The organism is Rhodococcus sp. Leaf278, from assembly GCF_001426085.1.
GTDB lineage: Bacteria > Actinomycetota > Actinomycetes > Mycobacteriales > Mycobacteriaceae > Rhodococcoides.
In genome coordinates this window covers 1-17,061 of the sequence record NZ_LMRR01000042.1, presented here as the reverse complement: position 1 = coordinate 17,061, position 17,061 = coordinate 1, and the positions used below count along the sequence as shown (strand labels likewise).

The window sequence follows — 17,061 nt, the reverse complement described above, 5'->3', positions numbered from 1 at the left end:
CTACAACTTTCGTCCCTCACCGTCCATGCAAGTTCTAATTCGTCCGAAATCTAGATACTATCGACTTCAGATTCCCTGCATCTCTTCGCAAAATGAAAAAACAAACGCCACACACCTCTTGCACTATTAGTGTCCATGGGAGGAATCTGCGTACTATCGCGACTGTGCCGCGTGATTCAAGAGCAGAATGCGAGCGAGATCGTCCCGTGAGATCTCGTCGCACACCAGCTCGTCGGCGGCGGTGCCCGCGATGATGACCGTCCACGCGCTGCACGCAGGGGACGGCTACACCTACTTGATCCGCGAGGTCGCCAGCGCGGACATTCGTCTCGAGCGCGGCCAAGACCTTTCCGACTACTATTCCGCCGAAGGTACCGAACCGGGCATCTGGGGAGGGCGGGCCTCGGCCGAACTCGGCGTGTTCGGTTACGTCCGCGAGGACCAGATGAAGGCACTGTTCGGAGAGGGCCTGCACCCCGAAGCCCAAGCGTTGATCGAGGCCGCCGTCCTCGACGGTACGAAAGCGACCGCCGCGATCGAGAGCGTGCGGCTCGGCCGCAAGTTCGCGAGCTTCCGCAACGAGGTGCCGCTGATGAAACGCATCCGCGCCGAGATCGACAACGACCGCGCCGCCGGCGGAAAACCGCTCACTGCCGAGCAGTGCCAGCAGATCCGTTACCGCGTCGGAGCCGACGAGTTCCACCGTGAAGTGGGCCGATCACCGGCCAGCGAGGCAGAGCTCGTCCGCTACATCGCCTCGCAGCAACGCCGCGAACGCCAACCCGTCGCCGGCTACGACTGCGTGTTCACTCCACAGAAGTCGGTGTCCGTTCTCTGGGGGCTGGGCGACGATGACACCCGTGTCGCGATCGAGCGCGCACACAGCGCCGCGGTGAGCGATGCCATCGGCTGGGTCGAGGACAACGCCTCCTACACCCGGGTCGGCAAAGCCGGTGTCGGACAGATCGAATCGACCGGCCTGATGTACACCCGGTTCGATCACCGCGACAACCGCAACGGTGACCCGAACCTGCACACCCACGTCGCGATCTCCACCAAAGTGCAAGGCGTCGACGGCAAATNGACTCGGTGGCCAACACCAACATCGCTTGTGCAGGAATCGGACAGATCGAATCGACCGGCCTGATGTACACCCGGTTCGATCACCGCGACAACCGCAACGGTGACCCGAACCTGCACACCCACGTCGCGATCTCCACCAAAGTGCAAGGCGTCGACGGCAAATGGCGCAGCCTAGATGGCCGCGTGCTGCACAAGCTCGCCGTCGCCGCATCCGAGCGCTACAACACCCTCATCGAGGAGTACGTCACCCGTGAGCTGGGCACCGTGTTCGCCGACCGACCCGGGACCGGACTCAACAAACGCGCCGTCCGCGAAATCGAGGGTATCCCCACCGCACTGCTCCGCGAGTTCTCCCGCCGCGACGCCATCGAGTCACGGCTGGAAAAGCTCGTGTCGGACTACCGCAAGACCCACGGCAAAGATCCCTCGACCGCGATGCAGATGCGCCTCGCCGACCAAGCGACCCTGGAGACCCGCAACGAGAAAGCACCCCCGAAATCGCTCGATGCCCAGCGCGCGGAATGGCGCGAACGCGCGCTCGACGTCGTCGGCCGACGAGCCCTGAACTCAGCCTTAAAGACGAGCACCGGGAACACGATCACCGTCACCGATGCCGCCTCGATCGACCACAGCGAGATCGCCCGCACCGCAGTCGCACGCATCGCACAGCAACGCTCGAGTTGGAACCGCTGGCACATCCAGGCCGAGGTCCAGCGACAACTACGGCCACTGGTGTTCGCGTGCGTGGCCGAGCGGGATGCGGTCACCGAGAAGGTCACCGAAGCCGCGCTCGGCGCGGAGTCGATTCGGCTGACTCGTCAGGTCGACGCGACACCGGCAGCGCTGCAGCGCAGCGACGGTGCGTCGATCCTGACCGTGCACGGCAACGAGACCTACACCAGCGCAGCGATCCTCGCCGCCGAACACCGCCTCGTCGGTGCCGCCCACACCCCGACCGCGGTGATGGCACCTGCCCACGCCTACACCGCCGCCCTGGCCGCGCACACCCAACGCAAAGGCTGGGACCTCGGCGCGGACAAGAAAGCGCTCGTCGAGCACTTCCTATTCTCCGGTGCCCTCCTGGCCGCCGGTGTCGGTCCGGCCGGAACCGGCAAGACCACCGCCATGCGCGTCGTCGTCGACGCCTGGCGCAGTACCGGATACGACGTGATCGCCCTGGGACCGTCCGCGAAAGCCGCCGACGTCCTGGGCACCGAACTGGGTGTCACCGGCCGCACGATAGACGACGTCCTCACCCGCTACGAGAACGAACTCGACACCGGCATCGCCCCGGGCGCAATGATCCTCGTCGACGAAGCAGGCATGGCCTCGACACACAATCTGGACCGGCTGACTCACATCGCAGCCGAGCACGGCGCAGTGGTCCGCCTACTCGGCGACCCGCAGCAGCTCGCCGCAGTCGATACGGGCGGTGCACTGCGACTGGTCGCCCGATCGAGCGCGGCACCGGAACTGGTCGACGTTCACCGTTTCCGCGACAAGGAAGAGGCCGAGATCTCCTTGCGGCTGCGCGACGGCGACACCTCCGTCGCCGCCTGGTACGCCGCGAAAGACCGCGTGCAGCACGGCATGGCCGACGACCTCGCCGAAAAAGTCTTCACCGCCTGGGCGGAGACCTCGGAGACCGAGACGACGTCGCTGATGATCGCCAACAGCAACCACGCCGTCCGCGACCTCAACGACCGGGCCCGCACCGATCGCCTTGCCAAGGGACTGGTCAAGAAAGGCGGCAACGACCTGTCCGACGGACTGCGCGCCAGCGCAGGAGATCTCATCGTCACCCGCCACAACGACACGAGCCTGCGCGTCACCGGTACCCGCGGCGAACGAGTCTGCAACGGTGACCTGTGGACGGTCAAAACTGCGCACCGCGACGGATCGTTGACCGTGCGCCACCCCGAGCACGGCGGGCGCATCCGCCTGCCGGCCCACTACGTCAAGGAGTATTGCGAGCTCGGTTATGCCGCTACCATCCACCGGTCGCAAGGCATGACCGTCGACCAGGTTCACGTCCTCGTCGACGACACCATGAACCGGCAAGCCCTCTACGTCGCCCTCACGCGCGGCCGCGACAGGAGCCAGCTGTACGTGCCGATCGACCGGATCGTCGACCCGCACCTGATCCACGTGCATCCGGACAAGAAGATCGCCGACGAAGTCGTGCGGACCATCATCGGCCGCGACGGCTCGGACGTCTCGGCGACCGAACAGCAACGCGACGCAGCCGTCGCACACCGCAAGCTCGACTACAACGTCGGCGGATACGAGTACGCGGGCGAACTCATCGACGCGCACCGCATCGAGGCTATCGTGCGCGAGAACATGGGGCCGGAATTGGCGAACACGATGATCGCCGAAGCCGAATGGGACACCTTCGTCCACCAGTACCGCCGCGCCGAGCAGCTCGGCCTCGACGCCGCCCCCACCCTCGCCGCCGCCCGCTCGGAGCGCGAACTCGCCAGCGCCGACTCCGTCTCCGCCGTGATGCACTGGCGACTCGAAAAGCACATCGCGAACGGCGCAGACGAGATGCACGCCTGGGCGCAGAACATCGAACCGACGCTGCGGACCCAGTTCGGTGAGCACGCCGAGACCATCCTCGGCGACGACGGGGCGTGGCCAGACCTCGCCGCGCACCTACGCAGTGCCGAACGCGCCGGCAAAGACCCGCACGCGGCGATCGTGGAACTGCGCCGTGGTCTCACCGACCCCGACCCGAGTGCAGCGGATCTGCTCGACGACGCCGAACGACGCTGGCCCCTCGGCCGAGAAGCACGCGACCACAGTGCTCCGAGTTGGGTGCTGCCGCCGATGCAGGACCGGGAAGGAATCGACCCCGAACTCGTCGCCTGGAGCCGGCGGAGATACACCGAGATCGCCGAACGCACCCGCGAGCTCGGACAGAACGCCGTCGACGAGCAACCCGCCTGGACCCGCCACCTTGGCGAGGTTCCCGACTCCAGTGGTGCTCGACTGCGCTGGCAGATCACCGCCGGGCAAGTCGGGGCCTACCGAGAACAATTCGGCATCGACACCGACCGCACGCTCATCGGCGACCGACCCGAATACGGTGAAGCGGCCCGAGCGTGGGACCAGGTCAACGCCCGCATCAAGACAGTCACCGCACCCGCTCAGGTTCCCGCACACGCAGGCCCCGGACAGCAGTCGGTGCCGACTCAGCAACCTGCGACGCCCGATCCGATCGTCGACACCGACCGGGCGCGACGAGAGGCCGCCGAGCAGCGCGCGACAGAACAACGCCGCCTCGCCGAGCAACGTAAAGCCGAACGCCGCGAACAACTCCGCCAACAGCAAGCCCGACGGGCTGGACATTTTCGAGCACGACGCATCTGAGAATCCAGTAGGAGCAACGACGCAATTGGTTAGGCTAGTGGACGCTGCTCACCGCCCTTCGAACACCGCGAGCTGCGGTGCTTAGTCCGCTCTGCGGCGGTCGTGCCTCCCCAAATGCCCTGAGATTGCTCATCTTTGAGTGCGTAGTTGCGGCATGTCTGTACTACAGAGCACAGGCGACAGATGGCTTTTGCTTCTTGTTCGAGGTAGCGAAGAGTGTGTCCGCGGAGCCCCTCAGGTGCGAAAAAGACGGCGCTCGGCATGGATCTGCACCTTGCATTTAGCTGCCAGTCCCAATGTTCGGTTTGTGGCGGTGGCAGATCAGTCATTGGTGCTGCCGTTCAATTCGTATGGTTCCTCTTGTGAGGAGGGCCGTGCGATTGTGAGGGTTTCCGTTCCGGCAAGATCCATGCCGGTTTCGTCTTTCAACTCGACGCCGGATCGTCCAAGTTTGAGTGCACCGGCCAGGAGGGTTTCCACGGTCCTGGCTGCCCGAATGTAGCTCTGACCGTCGGGGGGATGGATGTTCGAGATGCAGTTTCGATCAGCGTCGGTGCAACCGGGCCCAGGCAAGTGTGTGAGGTAGATACCGAGGCTGTCCGCTACCGACAGACCCGGACGTTCTCCGATGATCACTACTACGGTGCGAACACCGAGCGCGGCACCGATATGGTCGCCTATCGCGACCCGCGCTTGGGTCGCAATGACAGGCGGGGCAATGGTGTAGCTGGTCGACAGCTCGGCAATGAGGGCGTGGAGTAGTCCTGCCCCGTGACTGAGCAATCCACGGGGTGATAGACCATCAGCGAGAACGAAGCCAAGGTCGCTGTGGTCGGCAGTGAGGTGACTGAGCGAACTCGGTGTTCGACCTAGATCGGGGCGTCGAAGGTAGACACTTCTATTTTGGGCCTCGGATTGAACGAATTGGGGTGTTCCAATTCCCGCGTTTTCGATGGTCGAGGCGAATTCGGCGGCGTCCAGTGGGATGTGTACCGCATCGCGGGCTGAGGAGTGCGCAGTCTTGAGGTCAAGTACGCGCACTGTAGGCAGGGCGTTGCCCGTTCGGCCTAGACCGATGCGCGCCTGCGTAGCGGTTCGTAGTTCTTTCCAGATGTCGTCGGAGGATTCAACCAACGGCGAGTGATCAGTCACCGACTGCCTGCCAAGCCGAGAAGTGGTGATGCAGCGAGGTCTATGGGCGTAATTCGACCGTTCACGTCAGCCATGCCAAGGGTTCTCAACCAAAGCTCGAATTCCGGTGCGGGGCGTAGGCCAATGATGTCCCGGACGTAAAGAATGTCATGAAACGACAGGCTTTGGTAGCCGAGCATCACATCGTCTGCACCTGGAACTGCGATGACGAACGCGGCACCTGCCGTTCCTAGTAGCGTAAGGAGAACATCCATGTCGTCTTGATCTGCTTCGGCATGATTGGTGTAGCAAACGTCGACGCCCATCGGGAGGCCGAGGAGCTTGCCGCAGAAGTGGTCTTCGAGACCAGCTCTGATTATCTGTTTGCCGTTGTAAAGGTATTCGGGTCCGATGAAGCCCACTACGGTGTTGACCAAAAGCGGATCAAGGACGCGGGCGACTGCGTAAGCGCGAGCCTCGAGAGTTTGCTGGTCGACGGCGATTCCACCGGTACCTAGATGGGCGTTCGCAAACAGGGCGGATCCCTGCCCCGTCTCGAGATACATGACGTTGTTTCCCACAGTGCCTCGTGCGAGTGAGCGCCCTGCTTCCGCAGCTTCGAGCAGCATCGGGATCGTGACACCGAAGCTCGTGTTGGTTCCTTGGGTGCCGGCGATGGACTGGAAGATCAGGTCGACTGGAACGTTGTTTTCCATGAGGCCCAATGTTGTTGTCACGTGGGACAGCACACAGGACTGCATCGGGATATCGAATCGTAAACGTATGTCATCGAGTAGATGAAGAAGTGCGGCGGTCGCCCGTGGCGAATCGGTGGCGGGGTTGATGCCTATCACTGCGTCGCCGCATCCCAGTAGCAGTCCGTCCAGCGTTGCGGCCGCGATACCACGGGGGTCGTCGGTGGGATGATTGGGCTGCAGTCGAGTCGCAATGCGGCCGGGTAGTCCAATGGTGGTTCGGAATGCCGTTGTAACCGTTATTGCCCTAGCGACCGCAATCAGGTCCTGATTTCGCATGATCTTCGAGACTGCTGCTGCCATTTCGGGTGTTATACCGGGTGCCACTGCCGACAGAACTGTGCTGCAGTCGTTGGTGGCCGCCGTTGCTAGCAGCCAGTTACGAAGCCCCCCGACTGTGAGGTGCGAGATCGGTGCGAACGCGATTTGGTCGTGGGAGTCGATAATCAGACGGGTGACGTCATCGGTCTCGTACGGAACCAATGGGTCCTCGAGGAATGTTGTCAGCGGTAGATCTGCGAGTATCCAACAGGCCGCGGCTCGCTCGGCGTCGGAGTGTGCTGCGCATCCGGCAAGTTCGTCTCCCGATCGTAGGGGTGAGGCCTTTGCCATTACTTCGATCAGTGAGTTGAACGTGTAGTTAGTTCCCGAGATTTGCTGGCAGAAGGGCATGGTCATTCCTTTTCTAGACCGGGTGAACGGGCTCTGCGGAGCGCCGTTCTCTCGTGACCGGCCACAACAGAGAATGCGGTCGCTCTGGCCGACGGCCGAGGTGTCGACCAGAGCGGCTACTGGGTCGAGGGCTACGAGCCGGTTCGAGCCCGTTGATCTGAGGACCGCCTCGCGGCCCGTCTGGAGAAGCGATCGAAGCGGTAGGGAGTGGGGTCAATCGGCGACGAGCTTCCGGCCAGTTCTGCAGCGAGGAGCGAGGCGGAACCGCAGGCCATTGTCCATCCCACATGGCCGTGCCCAGTGTTGATGTAAAGGTTGTTCAGCCTTGTCGGTCCGATGATCGGCGGCCCATCGGGAGTCATCGGTCGCAGCCCGGAGCGATATTCGACCGAGTTCCAATCCAGGGCGCCTGGAAATAGCTCGTTCCCCGCTGCACGGATCTCGGCGAAGTTTGAGGGTGTATGCGCCTTGTCGTAGCCAGCGAACTCGGCAACCGCCGACATCCGCAGAGTGTCACCGAACGGCGACCATGCGACCAGCGAGCGCTCGTCGATTCCACCGGTGCGGGGTGCGAGAGACTGATCACGGATGGCGACCGACACGCTGTAACCCTTGGCTGGGTACACAGGAACGTGCAGTCCTGCCGTCCGAGCCAGTCGGCTCGATGCGCTGCCCAACGCGAGGACGTAGCAACCAGCATTAATTTCGACGCCTGTGTCGGTCATGGCCCGGCGAACGTTGGTCCCGTCCGTCTGGAGAGACTTGATACGAGTGTTCAACTCGAACCGAACACCCAGGCGCGCGGCTGCGGCGGCCAACTCTCGGGTGAATTGAGCTGGGTCCCCCGTGCCGTCCTCTTCGTCGTGGATAGCTCCCACGAACTCGATTGTGCTGTTTGCGAGAGCCGGATCGACCTTCAGCGTCTCCTCTCTGGTGAGCAAGCGCTGGGACCTACCGTGTTCCCGCATCAAGTCGGCTTTGCGGCTCGCCTCCTCAAGGGCACCTGCGTCACGGTACAAGTACAGGATCCCGCCGTTCGTCTGGCGGTACTCGAGCGATTCGTCGGCTGTCAGCTGCTTGAGCAGGTTTTGGCTGAAGCAGGCCAGTTCGTACTTTGCGAGGGTGTTGCGCAGGCTGCGGGCCGGAGTGCATTCGCGGATGAACGACAAACCCCACCGGATCAGTGCGGGGTCGAACCGAGGTTTTACCCGAATGGAGGTCTGACCACCCACCAGTGAACGCAGTAACATCCGGGGTGCCTGGGGTGAGGCCCACGCGTATGAGTGACCCGGTGCGATTAGTCCCGCCGTGCTAGCGGTGGTGTCATCGGCGACCGAGTCACGTTCGTCGTACACCGTTACCTCGTGACCATCCCGCGCCAGGTAGAACGCGCTCGTCACACCGATCACACCGCCGCCTAGCACCGCAATTCTCATTCGCTGTCCTTTGTGAATGCGACTGCGATCGCGGTGATCTCGACCATTAGGCGGTCGTCGAGGAGGCCGGCGATCACTGTTGCGCGTGCTGGCCTGTGCTGACCGAACTTCTTACGCCATACTCGGTTCATCTCGCTACCAAAATCTGCTGACGTCAGGTAAACGGTGGTGGAAACAACATGGTCGAGATCGGAGCCTGCCGCAGCCAGGACCCGCGCAAGGCGGTCGATCGCAACCTCGGTCTGTTTCGCCGGATCGCCCTCGCCCACGATGTTGCCGTCGTCATCGAAAGCTACCTGCCCGGAAACATAGATATTTTGTTGATCTTGCACATACGCGGGATAGGGCGATTGTGCATCTGCGATGCCGTTGACGTTTGCTGCTGTAATGCTCATGTCATTCTTCCTTTTTCAGAACTTCTTGGAAATAAAACCGCCAGCCGAGAAACCCACACCATGCGGTGACAGCTATTGCGACGGCGGGCGCTCCATAGAAAAGTAGCTCGACCATGTCAGTGCGCTCCGGTGTTGTCGAGTGATGGTTGTGTAAGCGTTTCGGCGCGGCGGGGATACTTCTTGCTTGTAGCAACGGCCACGACGGTGTAGGCAATCAGGTTCGCAGCGACGCCGGGCAGCAATCCGTCGAGTCCGAACGGGCTCGTCAAAACCCACTGCCAGACAACAGTGACTGCAGCGCCTGCTGCAATACCGGACAATGCGGCGGGTGCGGAACGAACACCGAACAGCACGGCACCGAACAATGGCACGATCATGGTGGGAGCCCACAGTGTGTAGCTGTACAGCAGCGCGTCGACGATCGAGGGGACTGTGAGTGCAAAGATGGTGGCACCCGCGCCGACTGCGACGCTCAGAACTCGTTCGATGTTGAGCCGCTTGCGTTGTGACGTCGATTTTTTGGCGAATGGCCGGTACAGATCGTCAGTGAAGACCACCGCGGAGGAGTTGATGTAGCTGGAAGCTGTGGACATCACCACTGCGAGAAGGGCTGCGACCAGCAGTCCAAGGAGTCCGATAGGCATCAGGTTCGTGACCACCGTGGGGAGCGCGGAGTCGGGCTCGATACCTGGATACAAAACGTACGCGACAGCTCCGATGGAAGCGGAGATGAAGAAGAAGAAGAAAGAAAAAATTCCCGCGGTGACGAAGCCCTTTCGCGCGTGGGACGAGTCAGGGGTGGAGAAGGTGCGTTGTGCGTATGGCGGCACCAATGTCTCACCGAGCAGCAATGCTGCGAACAATCCGACGAATTTCATGACGCTGTAGTCGCCCATCAGGGTCATATTTTCGGCTGGGAGTGCGTCGACCAGCGCAGATGGTCCGCCGACAGCGTGAAGACCGATCAGCAGTGTGACGGGAATGAGAATCCCGAGGAATACGAACTGCAGAAGGTCGGTCTGTATCACCGCCCATGCGCCACCGAAGGTTGAGTAGAGAACGGTCACCCCCATCCCTAGGATGATCGCCAGGGTTGGCGGGACGTCGAGTGTCGCGTTCACGACGGTCCCGATTGCCAGTGCCTGTGCTCCGAGAATGCCGGTGCAGAGTGCGATGGACAAGCCGCCGGTGATTACCCGTGCGGGTTTGCCGTAGTGCGCGTGCATCACATCGCCAAGTGTGTGTGCGCCTTTGTATCGCTTCAATTTGGGTGCCACGAATAGTCCGACTAGAACGGTCTGAATTCCGAAGGCGCAGAACGCAAACATGTAGACATATCCGTCGCGCATGGTCGCTCCGGCTACTCCTAGCGACGCGCCGCCACCCAGGAAGGCGGCGGCGAGGCTGCCGAAGAAGACCGGCCAGACAATCCGATTACCTGCAACGGCGAAATCGTCTGCATTGGATACCTTTTTCATTGTCTGCACACCGACTACGATCAACACCGCAAAATAGGCTGCGACTGCTATCCAATCCAGGACTTCCATTAGTTTCTCCTCGCTCGATGGTGCACAAATCGTATGACGTCTGCCACTTTCAGGTCTTCATCAAAAGGCCCACAATCTGAGGCGCACGGACGGTATCGTTGGGCATGTTGCACAAAGGGTGCGATCGGGTGTTGCGTCGCTGTTAACTAGGAGTTGCTTGTGCTCAGGACGGAACTTGCACAGCAGATAGCTGTGGAAATTACCGAGGTCATCGGCCATAACGTGCTCATCACCGATGCGACCGGCATAGTCCTCGGCAGTGGCGATCAGAACCGAGTAGGCCAGTTTCACGAAGCTTCGGTGGTGGTGATCAGGACAAACAGCACCCACAGTCACACAAGTTCCGATGTACGAAACCTTGAGGGCAGCCTGCCTGGCACGACCCTTCCGCTCGCCCTGGACGGCGAGGTGGTCGGCACAGTCGGCCTCTCAGGCGCGCCCGAACTGGTCGTACAATTCGGCCAAATCGTCAAGCGGCAAACCGAAATTTTAATGAGCGAAGCCAACCGGATCGGAGTTCGGGTCTCACGTCAACGGGCCGCCGAAGACTTCCTTCGCGACATTTTCGAACTGCACAGAAGTGACATGGCGCAGCAAAGCGTCGAAAATCGAGCAGCAGCACTTGACTACGACATGAATGCGCTAAGGCAAGTGGTTCTGATTGGGGTCGAACACCTTGCACCACCGGCGTATGTCAAACGCACAGAGGTCGACCCCGCAGTGAGCGTTCTGGAGTGGCTCAGGCAGTCCTCAAAGGCGTCGCAAGAGATAGTCGGCCGGCTTTCGCGCAACGTCGTTGCGGCAATCCCTCTGGTCGATGGAGTGTCGGACCGTGCCCAACGCTGGGGAAAGCTGATAGAGCGAGGCAGGGCGCACGGATTGACTCTATTCGCTGCGATGGGTCCGGTAGCTTCGGGTGTCGTACAACTGAACATCTCTGCTCAAGATGCCCGGGATGCCCTGGAGATTGGCAGGCGTGTAACTCCGAGTCGGCACATCTACGACATCGAGCGTTTACGACTCCACCAAGCAGTCCGAGCGATTCCTGACAGTGCACGGCGGAGGCTCGTACACACAGTCTTGGGGGAGACGGTGCGAACACCTGACTGGACAGTATTGAGAACGACTTTGATGGTGTGGGGGGAGTGTGGGTTCAACGCCTCGAAAACCGCTGAGAAGCTGCATCTACATCGAAATACGCTCACCTACAGGTTGACAAAAATTGAAAAGCTAACCGGCTACACGACTGGGCCAAATGGGGATGCGGTGCTGTTGTACATCGCGGTGCTGATGGCCGATTCATACTGACTCCATTTGAAGTCCAATCCCTCGGAGCCAGAACCTTTTTTCGACCGTACGTGAGCCGTTACTGGTTGTCGGTAATGGCGCACGACCCGGTGTCTTACGGTTCGGAGGACGGGCATGGTCGGTGCAGCGACGGGCGGCATGGTCGCCAGGAATGGATCCGTGCACGCAGCTTAGGGGTGGGTTTCGGGATAGGTGGAGGGAAGCCAGGCACCCATGCGGGCGTTGAAGGTCCATTCGATGCCCTCGAATCTCACGGGGCTGTCGGAGTCGGCAGGATCAACCGGTTCGGCGAGGCCGGAGTCGATGGCCATGTCCATGTCGTCGGCCGGGATGGTGCGCATTTCCTCGGCCGCGGTGACGGCGACGACCTGTGCAGGAGGGTCCGGGAGTGGTTCGGGGCGGGCGTCGACGTCGGCGTCGGCGAACTCCTCGATCCCGGCGAGTGTGGCCGGCGGCAGCGGGCGGTGAGCGCACCGATCGTGGGTGCAGCTGTCGAAGTCCGAGATGTCACGGATGCGCGCCATGAGCGGCCGGAACCACTGGGTGTGCCAGGCGGTGAGGTCGTCTCGGTACTCGTCTCCGCGGTAGTAGGCATCGGTCCACGCCGCCATCAGGGCGCTCAGTTCCTCGACGACGGGATCGTGGCGGTACCAGCACGGCGGGATCTTGGTGCCGAGCTCGTAGCGCTCGNGCATCGGTCCACGCCGCCATCAGGGCGCTCAGTTCCTCGACGACGGGATCGTGGCGGTACCAGCACGGCGGGATCTTGGTGCCGAGCTCGTAGCGCTCGCGCAGCCAGGTGGTCCAGTCGATCAGCTCCGACCACAGGGCCCGAGCCTGCTCGGCGTCGAGGTAGCGCCAGGTGAACCGCGAAGGCACCAACTCTTCCTGCTCGCCGCCGGGGGCGGTCACGACAGTGTCGTCCCGTCACTGACCTTGTCGAGCATTACCGCGCCGGACCGGACCTCGGTACGTGGCGCGGTGCCCGACGCCACGATCTCGTCGAACACCTGCTGCGAGCGCAGCACCGCGGCACGTGATTCCTTCTCGTCCCACACCGTCGGCAGGTGCACCAGGATCGGCGGCGCGGTCCGGTAAATCAGCAGGCCTTGATCGGGGTCCATCTGACGGATCTGCGCCGGCGACATCACCGGTACCTCTCGTAGCGTCGGGCCGGACTGGGCGTTGCCGGAGGGCTGCCACTCGTACCGGTCGCCGAGCATCTTCGAGATCGCTTGCAGCTCGTCGCCTTTGAGGCCGGGCAGGATCAGGCGGGCGGGGGAGTTGTCGGCGAACATCTTGCAGGCGACCGCGCCCCAGCGGAGCTTGTTCTGCTCTTCGTTGTGGGCGTAGGCGTGGATGGTGATGCCTCGGCCGCCCGAGTCCGACATCAGATCCGGCAGGCCNGACCGCGCCCCAGCGGAGCTTGTTCTGCTCTTCGTTGTGGGCGTAGGCGTGGATGGTGATGCCTCGGCCGCCCGAGTCCGACATCAGATCCGGCAGGCCCGGGATCGGGGCGACGTTGTTGACTTCGTCGAGCTCGAACCGGATCGGGGGATCGAATCGGCCACCGGGCAGGGATTGCGAGTGGCGATCGGCGAGGTAGTGCACTTCGCTGGCCAGGGCCGCGATGAAGGGGGCCGCAGAATTGTCCTTGCCCTTCGACACCAGATACAGCGTGTCCGTGCCGGATCGAATGAACTCGTCGATGTCGAACGACTCGTGCATCGGCACATCGACCGCCTTGAGCAGTGCGGGGGAGGCGAGCGGGGCGAGGAGTCTGCTGGCCGCGCCGATCATGTCGTCGGAGGAGTCCGATCCGGAGTCGAGGATCTGGCCGAGTTCGGCTTCCCAGCCGGGCATCGTCCGCATCAGGATTTCGCGTGGTTCGCGGCCTTTGCGGGAGTTCACCCATACGCGCAGCGTGGCCAGGTCCGCGCCGCTGATCGCGGCCGCGTGCAGGTAGCAGCGCAGCAGCACCACTGCTTTGTCCTCCCAGTAGCCGCCGTTCTTGGTGTCTCCCATCGGCATTGCCGACACCACTGATCGCGGCCGCGTGCAGGTAGCAGCGCAGCAGCACCACTGCTTTGTCCTCCCAGTAGCCGCCGTTCTTGGTGTCTCCCATCGGCATTGCCGACACCAAGCTCTGTGCGCGTCGGATCGCCACGTCCGGATCCTGACAACCGGAGAGGATCGACCAGCGGATCGGGTCGGGCCATCCGGTGATGTTGTCCGGATCGAAGATCGACACCCGCCCGAGCGCGGCGCGGTGCTCGTACGTCGCCGAGATCAGATCCACTTTCGTCGACGTCACCAGCAAGGCCCCCGGTGCGTCCATGCAGCGCCGATACGCCACACGCCAGGTCTTACCCGACCCGGTGACGCCCTCGACGAGCATGCAGTCGTTCTGCTTGATGTAGACGACCCTGTCGGGGTCGACCATGTTGCGGCCCAACGCGATCGCGACCTCGCCCGCGTCCAGCCTCGAGGCCCGCGTGCCCTTCAACGACGAACGCGTGGCAACGGCAGCGGTGCGGACACTCTTCTCGTCGATACCTGCCCGGGCGAGCTCACGTCGGCCGGCGAAACCACGTTGCGCCTGACCGCGGTGGTGCTGCCAGTCGTCGATCTCGGAGCTGATCCACAGCGCCACAGCGGTATACAGCGCACCGAGCACCAGGATGCACACCCAGGTCACCCACGCCGGGCCCGGCTGCGCGGTCGCCGGCCACGCGGCCGCGGGGTCCGACGGGTTGGTGACCAACCCGCGGAAGATCGAGAACAGCTCACCGAGGCTGGTGGGCATCGCGATCACCTTGCCCGASACCAGCGAGGAGACCATGCCGCCGCCGGCGACAGCGAACACCAGACCCACGATCAGAGCGGCACCGACCCAGACCTCGGACGGAACGAACGGATCGCTGGGCCGGCGGGGAGGGGATTGCATCGCACTCATCGAACTGTCCTGTCGTCGGTGGAAGGGACACGGCGGGAATAGCTTTCGAGCACATGCAGCTCGGCGGCGAGACCGACAGCGCAGTCCGCGTCGGCCACCGGGTCGAGGGCGCCGAGGTTGGCTCGTAGTCGGGTGATCCGGATGTACCGGGCCACCGCGTCGGCGTCGGCATCGGAAATCGGGTCGGGATGGGTGATCTCGTACCGCCCCTGGTCGGGGAGATAGGTCACGGTGACCGGGCTGCGTCGACCACTGCGCTCGGTGATCGAGCGGGCGAGGTCGTGCGCGAGGCGGTGCGCGAGGTCCGGTGCCCAGTGTCCGAGCAGCAGCGTCGAGTACGGCAGCGGGTCGGGCCGAGTCGAGAGCACACGCATATCGACCCCGGCCTCCACCCCGGCGCTGCCCTGCCACTGGATCGGCAGGGTGACCTCATCGACGGCGGCACGCAGGTAGTCCGGTGCCGGTATCCGCGCTGTGCGGACGCCGGCGCTGTAGATCGCCATGGCGGCGAGGGCGCAGGCGATCTCGCCGGCGGTGCCGGACACACAGACCTCGTCGTGTCCCTCGACAGCGATGGTGACGGTGATCCCGGGGACACCGGCGTCGAGGGCGGCGGCATGGCTGACGGCGAATCGTGCTGCGGCGGAGGGGGATAGGAACCGCCTCTCCCCGCTCGCGCAGGTGTCGTCGTACCCGATCGGGGCCCGCGAGCTCACGCGCACGTCGATGGGGCGGGAACACCGGGCCGCTGACGAGGAGGGCGATGAGGTGCTCATGCGGGCTTGACTCCTTTCACGGCGGCGTCGGTGTCGGTGAGGGCGATCTCCTGCGGGGAGCGGACGTGTTCCATCAGGATCGGATCGGACGAGCCGATCTTGACCAGGCATTCGCCCTGTCCCAGGCCCATGATGATGTCGATGGACCCGGGCGGAAGGTGATACATCTCCGCGGTCTCGCGGGCATCGTCGAAGCGTTCCTGCGCGAACAGGAACACGATTCCCGCCTCCTGCATGAGCGCCCGAGCGGGGGAATCGTGGGACATGTCGGAGGGGTGATGGAAGGCCGAGACGGTCGACAGGCCCAGTCCGCGTGAGAGTTTCATGTTCGACCGGAACACCGTGCCGGTCGATCCTTCGGCGACGTGCCAGCCTTCCTCGACGATGAGGATGGTCTGCTTGGACACCGACGAGCGTGCCGCGAGCAGGTTCGCCAGCCAGGTGTTGATCACGGTCATCACCACCCGTAGCGCAGGCCCTTCGGTCGGCAGCGCGGAGACGTCGAAGTGTGCGAAGGGGTGCTCGAGCGCCTCCCGGACCTCCGGGGAGGTTTCTGCGTCGACGAGGCCTTTGAGGTCCCGGTCGACCAGACGCAGCAGGGCCAAGCCTGGCTCGTAGCCCCATTCGAGCGAGCGCTCGGACCAGCGGTCACCGAAGTAAGAGCCGTCGTGGGTGGACGGCTCGACGAGGCGGCGCGCGAGATCCTCGAGCACCGGTGCACGACCGGTGGCTGCGGCGTCGGCGTTGACCAGCTCCAACGCTCGGCCGACGGCGCTCTTCTCCGGTGTGGTCAGCGGGCGTTCCATCGTGTCGGCGAGGACGGCGAGCACGAGGGCTTCCTGACCGGCCGGGGTGACACCGTCGAGACCGCCGGCGTGTTCACCGCCGGTGGTGATCGCCGGATCGAGCAGGTTCAGCCTGGCGCCGCCGCCACCGGTTTTGAACCGGACCGATTCCACGTCGAGGGTGCGGGCGAAGATGGAGTACTCGCCTTCGATGCCCTGGCGTTTCTTGTCGATGACCACCACCTGTCGGCCGAAGATGATCTGCCGCCACAAAAACGCGGTCTTGATCATCGAGGACTTGCCCTTGCCGATGTCCCCGACGACGCAGACGTTGATGTTGGAGATGTCGGTGCCGTAGAGCTCGAACGGGTCGGTGATCACCAGGTCCTGGGAGATCCGGTTCAGGCCCGTCACCGCTCCCTGGTGGCGGGCACTGCGGCGACTGATGGCCAAGTTCAGCGCTTCGGACTGCCTGGTCGTACTCCACGCACCTTCGGAGCGGGGTTCGTACCATCCGTAACGGTCGAGGAGCGCGAACCGCCGAGGTGGCTTGCGGCGGGCAATCCGCTTCGGGAGCGCCTGCGCGGCCTCGAGGACGGCACCGCCGTCGCCGAGCCGTTCGCGATCGCCGCCGAGCAACCGCGGGCGTACCGGTTGCTCGGTCGCGGCGGGTCGGGTGGAGGGGCGACGGGTGGTGTGTTGCGGCATCGAAATCTCCTGGGCTACTTGGTGTGGCGCGTCACGGCGAGACCGCGAGCGAAGGGAAGGGTGGTGAACAGGGCGACGTCGTGCGTGTCGTCCTGCCAGGTGATGGTTTTGATCGCTGATTCGTCGGCGGCTTC

The 17,061-nt window shown here is 63.4% G+C and carries 14 protein-coding genes and 1 pseudogene; 4 read left to right on the top strand and 11 right to left on the bottom strand.

Going from position 1 to position 17,061, the window contains the following annotated elements:
* Nucleotides 1-187: 187 nt before the first annotated feature.
* Together mobF (ASG84_RS21825) and mobF (ASG84_RS21820) are read left to right on the top strand one after the other, a co-directional pair.
* Nucleotides 188-1,082, top strand: a pseudogene (gene mobF, locus ASG84_RS21825) (MobF family relaxase); the annotation flags it as partial.
* Between the two features lies 1 nt (nt 1,083).
* The coding region (mobF, locus tag ASG84_RS21820) for a MobF family relaxase (RefSeq protein WP_057479306.1) at nt 1,084-4,458 on the top strand (3,375 nt) is incomplete at its 5' end.
* A gap of 29 nt (nt 4,459-4,487) precedes the next feature.
* Here mobF (ASG84_RS21820) and ASG84_RS27190 read toward each other — a convergent pair.
* The 6 genes from ASG84_RS27190 to ASG84_RS21795 all read right to left on the bottom strand — a co-directional run bounded on the left by ASG84_RS27190 (nt 4,488) and on the right by ASG84_RS21795 (nt 10,325).
* Entirely contained in the window at nt 4,488-4,787 is a 300-nt protein-coding gene (locus tag ASG84_RS27190) for a WhiB family transcriptional regulator (protein WP_082521148.1), read from the bottom strand.
* Entirely contained in the window at nt 4,780-5,610 is an 831-nt protein-coding gene (gene eutC / locus ASG84_RS21815; protein WP_057479100.1) for an ethanolamine ammonia-lyase subunit EutC, read from the bottom strand. Before eutC ends, ASG84_RS27190 begins: the two co-directional genes overlap by 8 nt.
* A complete protein-coding gene (locus ASG84_RS21810; RefSeq protein ID WP_057479305.1) occupies nt 5,607-7,016 on the bottom strand; it encodes an ethanolamine ammonia-lyase subunit EutB in 1,410 nt (469 codons plus the stop codon). Before ASG84_RS21810 ends, eutC begins: the two co-directional genes overlap by 4 nt.
* Nucleotides 7,017-7,147: 131 nt before the next feature.
* Nucleotides 7,148-8,452: a D-amino acid dehydrogenase gene (locus tag ASG84_RS21805; RefSeq protein ID WP_082521147.1), complete on the bottom strand. Its 1,305-nt coding sequence runs from the start codon at nt 8,450-8,452 to the stop codon at nt 7,148-7,150.
* Complete coding sequence (locus ASG84_RS21800) at nt 8,449-8,847, bottom strand: RidA family protein (RefSeq protein ID WP_057479099.1); 399 nt, start codon at nt 8,845-8,847, stop codon at nt 8,449-8,451. The genes ASG84_RS21805 and ASG84_RS21800 overlap by 4 nt, the downstream gene beginning before the upstream one ends.
* 116 nt (nt 8,848-8,963) lie before the next feature.
* Nucleotides 8,964-10,325: a sodium:solute symporter family protein gene (locus tag ASG84_RS21795; protein ID WP_235581779.1), complete on the bottom strand. Its 1,362-nt coding sequence runs from the start codon at nt 10,323-10,325 to the stop codon at nt 8,964-8,966.
* A 228-nt stretch (nt 10,326-10,553) separates the two neighbouring features.
* On the opposite strand from ASG84_RS21795, the gene ASG84_RS21790 reads away from it, so the two are divergent.
* Nucleotides 10,554-11,702 carry a CdaR family transcriptional regulator gene (locus tag ASG84_RS21790; RefSeq protein WP_057479097.1) on the top strand — a complete coding sequence of 383 codons (1,149 nt, stop codon included), beginning with the start codon at nt 10,554-10,556 and terminating at the stop codon, nt 11,700-11,702.
* A gap of 170 nt (nt 11,703-11,872) precedes the next feature.
* Here the strand turns inward: ASG84_RS21790 and ASG84_RS28370 are convergent, their stop codons facing one another.
* The 3 genes from ASG84_RS28370 to ASG84_RS28360 all read right to left on the bottom strand — a co-directional run.
* Nucleotides 11,873-12,313 carry a hypothetical protein gene (locus tag ASG84_RS28370; protein ID WP_235581800.1) on the bottom strand — a complete coding sequence of 147 codons (441 nt, stop codon included), beginning with the start codon at nt 12,311-12,313 and terminating at the stop codon, nt 11,873-11,875.
* A gap of 297 nt (nt 12,314-12,610) precedes the next feature.
* Complete coding sequence (locus ASG84_RS28365; RefSeq protein WP_057479095.1) at nt 12,611-13,093, bottom strand: TraM recognition domain-containing protein; 483 nt, start codon at nt 13,091-13,093, stop codon at nt 12,611-12,613.
* Nucleotides 13,094-13,109: 16 nt separating this feature from the next.
* Nucleotides 13,110-13,727, bottom strand: a 618-nt coding sequence (locus ASG84_RS28360) for a TraM recognition domain-containing protein (RefSeq protein ID WP_235581778.1), incomplete at its 3' end; no start/stop codon positions are given.
* A gap of 200 nt (nt 13,728-13,927) precedes the next feature.
* Between ASG84_RS28360 and ASG84_RS28355 the strand changes: the two genes are divergently transcribed.
* The gene (locus ASG84_RS28355; protein ID WP_235581777.1) at nt 13,928-14,122 is read left to right on the top strand and encodes a hypothetical protein; all 195 of its coding nucleotides are present in this window, start codon (nt 13,928-13,930) and stop codon (nt 14,120-14,122) included.
* Between the two features lie 532 nt (nt 14,123-14,654).
* Here the strand turns inward: ASG84_RS28355 and ASG84_RS21770 are convergent.
* Nucleotides 14,655-15,434 (bottom strand): methyltransferase, encoded by a 780-nt coding sequence (locus ASG84_RS21770; RefSeq protein ID WP_156399657.1) that lies wholly within the window; start codon nt 15,432-15,434, stop codon nt 14,655-14,657.
* Entirely contained in the window at nt 15,431-16,927 is a 1,497-nt protein-coding gene (locus ASG84_RS21765) for an ATP/GTP-binding protein (protein ID WP_057479092.1), read from the bottom strand. The genes ASG84_RS21770 and ASG84_RS21765 overlap by 4 nt, the downstream gene beginning before the upstream one ends.
* Nucleotides 16,928-17,061: the final 134 nt, after the last annotated feature.

Coding starts and splice junctions, on each gene's coding strand:
- ASG84_RS21810 (WP_057479305.1), bottom strand. CDS start 7,016: ATGCCCTTCTGCCAGCAAATCTCGGGAACTAACTACACGTTCAACTCA.
- ASG84_RS21765 (WP_057479092.1), bottom strand. CDS start 16,927: ATGCCGCAACACACCACCCGTCGCCCCTCCACCCGACCCGCCGCGACC.
- ASG84_RS21795 (WP_235581779.1), bottom strand. CDS start 10,325: ATGAAAAAGGTATCCAATGCAGACGATTTCGCCGTTGCAGGTAATCGG.
- ASG84_RS28355 (WP_235581777.1), top strand. CDS start 13,928: ATGTTGTCCGGATCGAAGATCGACACCCGCCCGAGCGCGGCGCGGTGC.
- ASG84_RS27190 (WP_082521148.1), bottom strand. CDS start 4,787: ATGACTGATCTGCCACCGCCACAAACCGAACATTGGGACTGGCAGCTA.
- ASG84_RS28365 (WP_057479095.1), bottom strand. CDS start 13,093: ATGTCGGACTCGGGCGGCCGAGGCATCACCATCCACGCCTACGCCCAC.
- ASG84_RS28370 (WP_235581800.1), bottom strand. CDS start 12,313: ATGGCGGCGTGGACCGATGCCTACTACCGCGGAGACGAGTACCGAGAC.
- ASG84_RS21770 (WP_156399657.1), bottom strand. CDS start 15,434: ATGAGCACCTCATCGCCCTCCTCGTCAGCGGCCCGGTGTTCCCGCCCC.
- ASG84_RS21805 (WP_082521147.1), bottom strand. CDS start 8,452: ATGAGAATTGCGGTGCTAGGCGGCGGTGTGATCGGTGTGACGAGCGCG.
- ASG84_RS21800 (WP_057479099.1), bottom strand. CDS start 8,847: ATGAGCATTACAGCAGCAAACGTCAACGGCATCGCAGATGCACAATCG.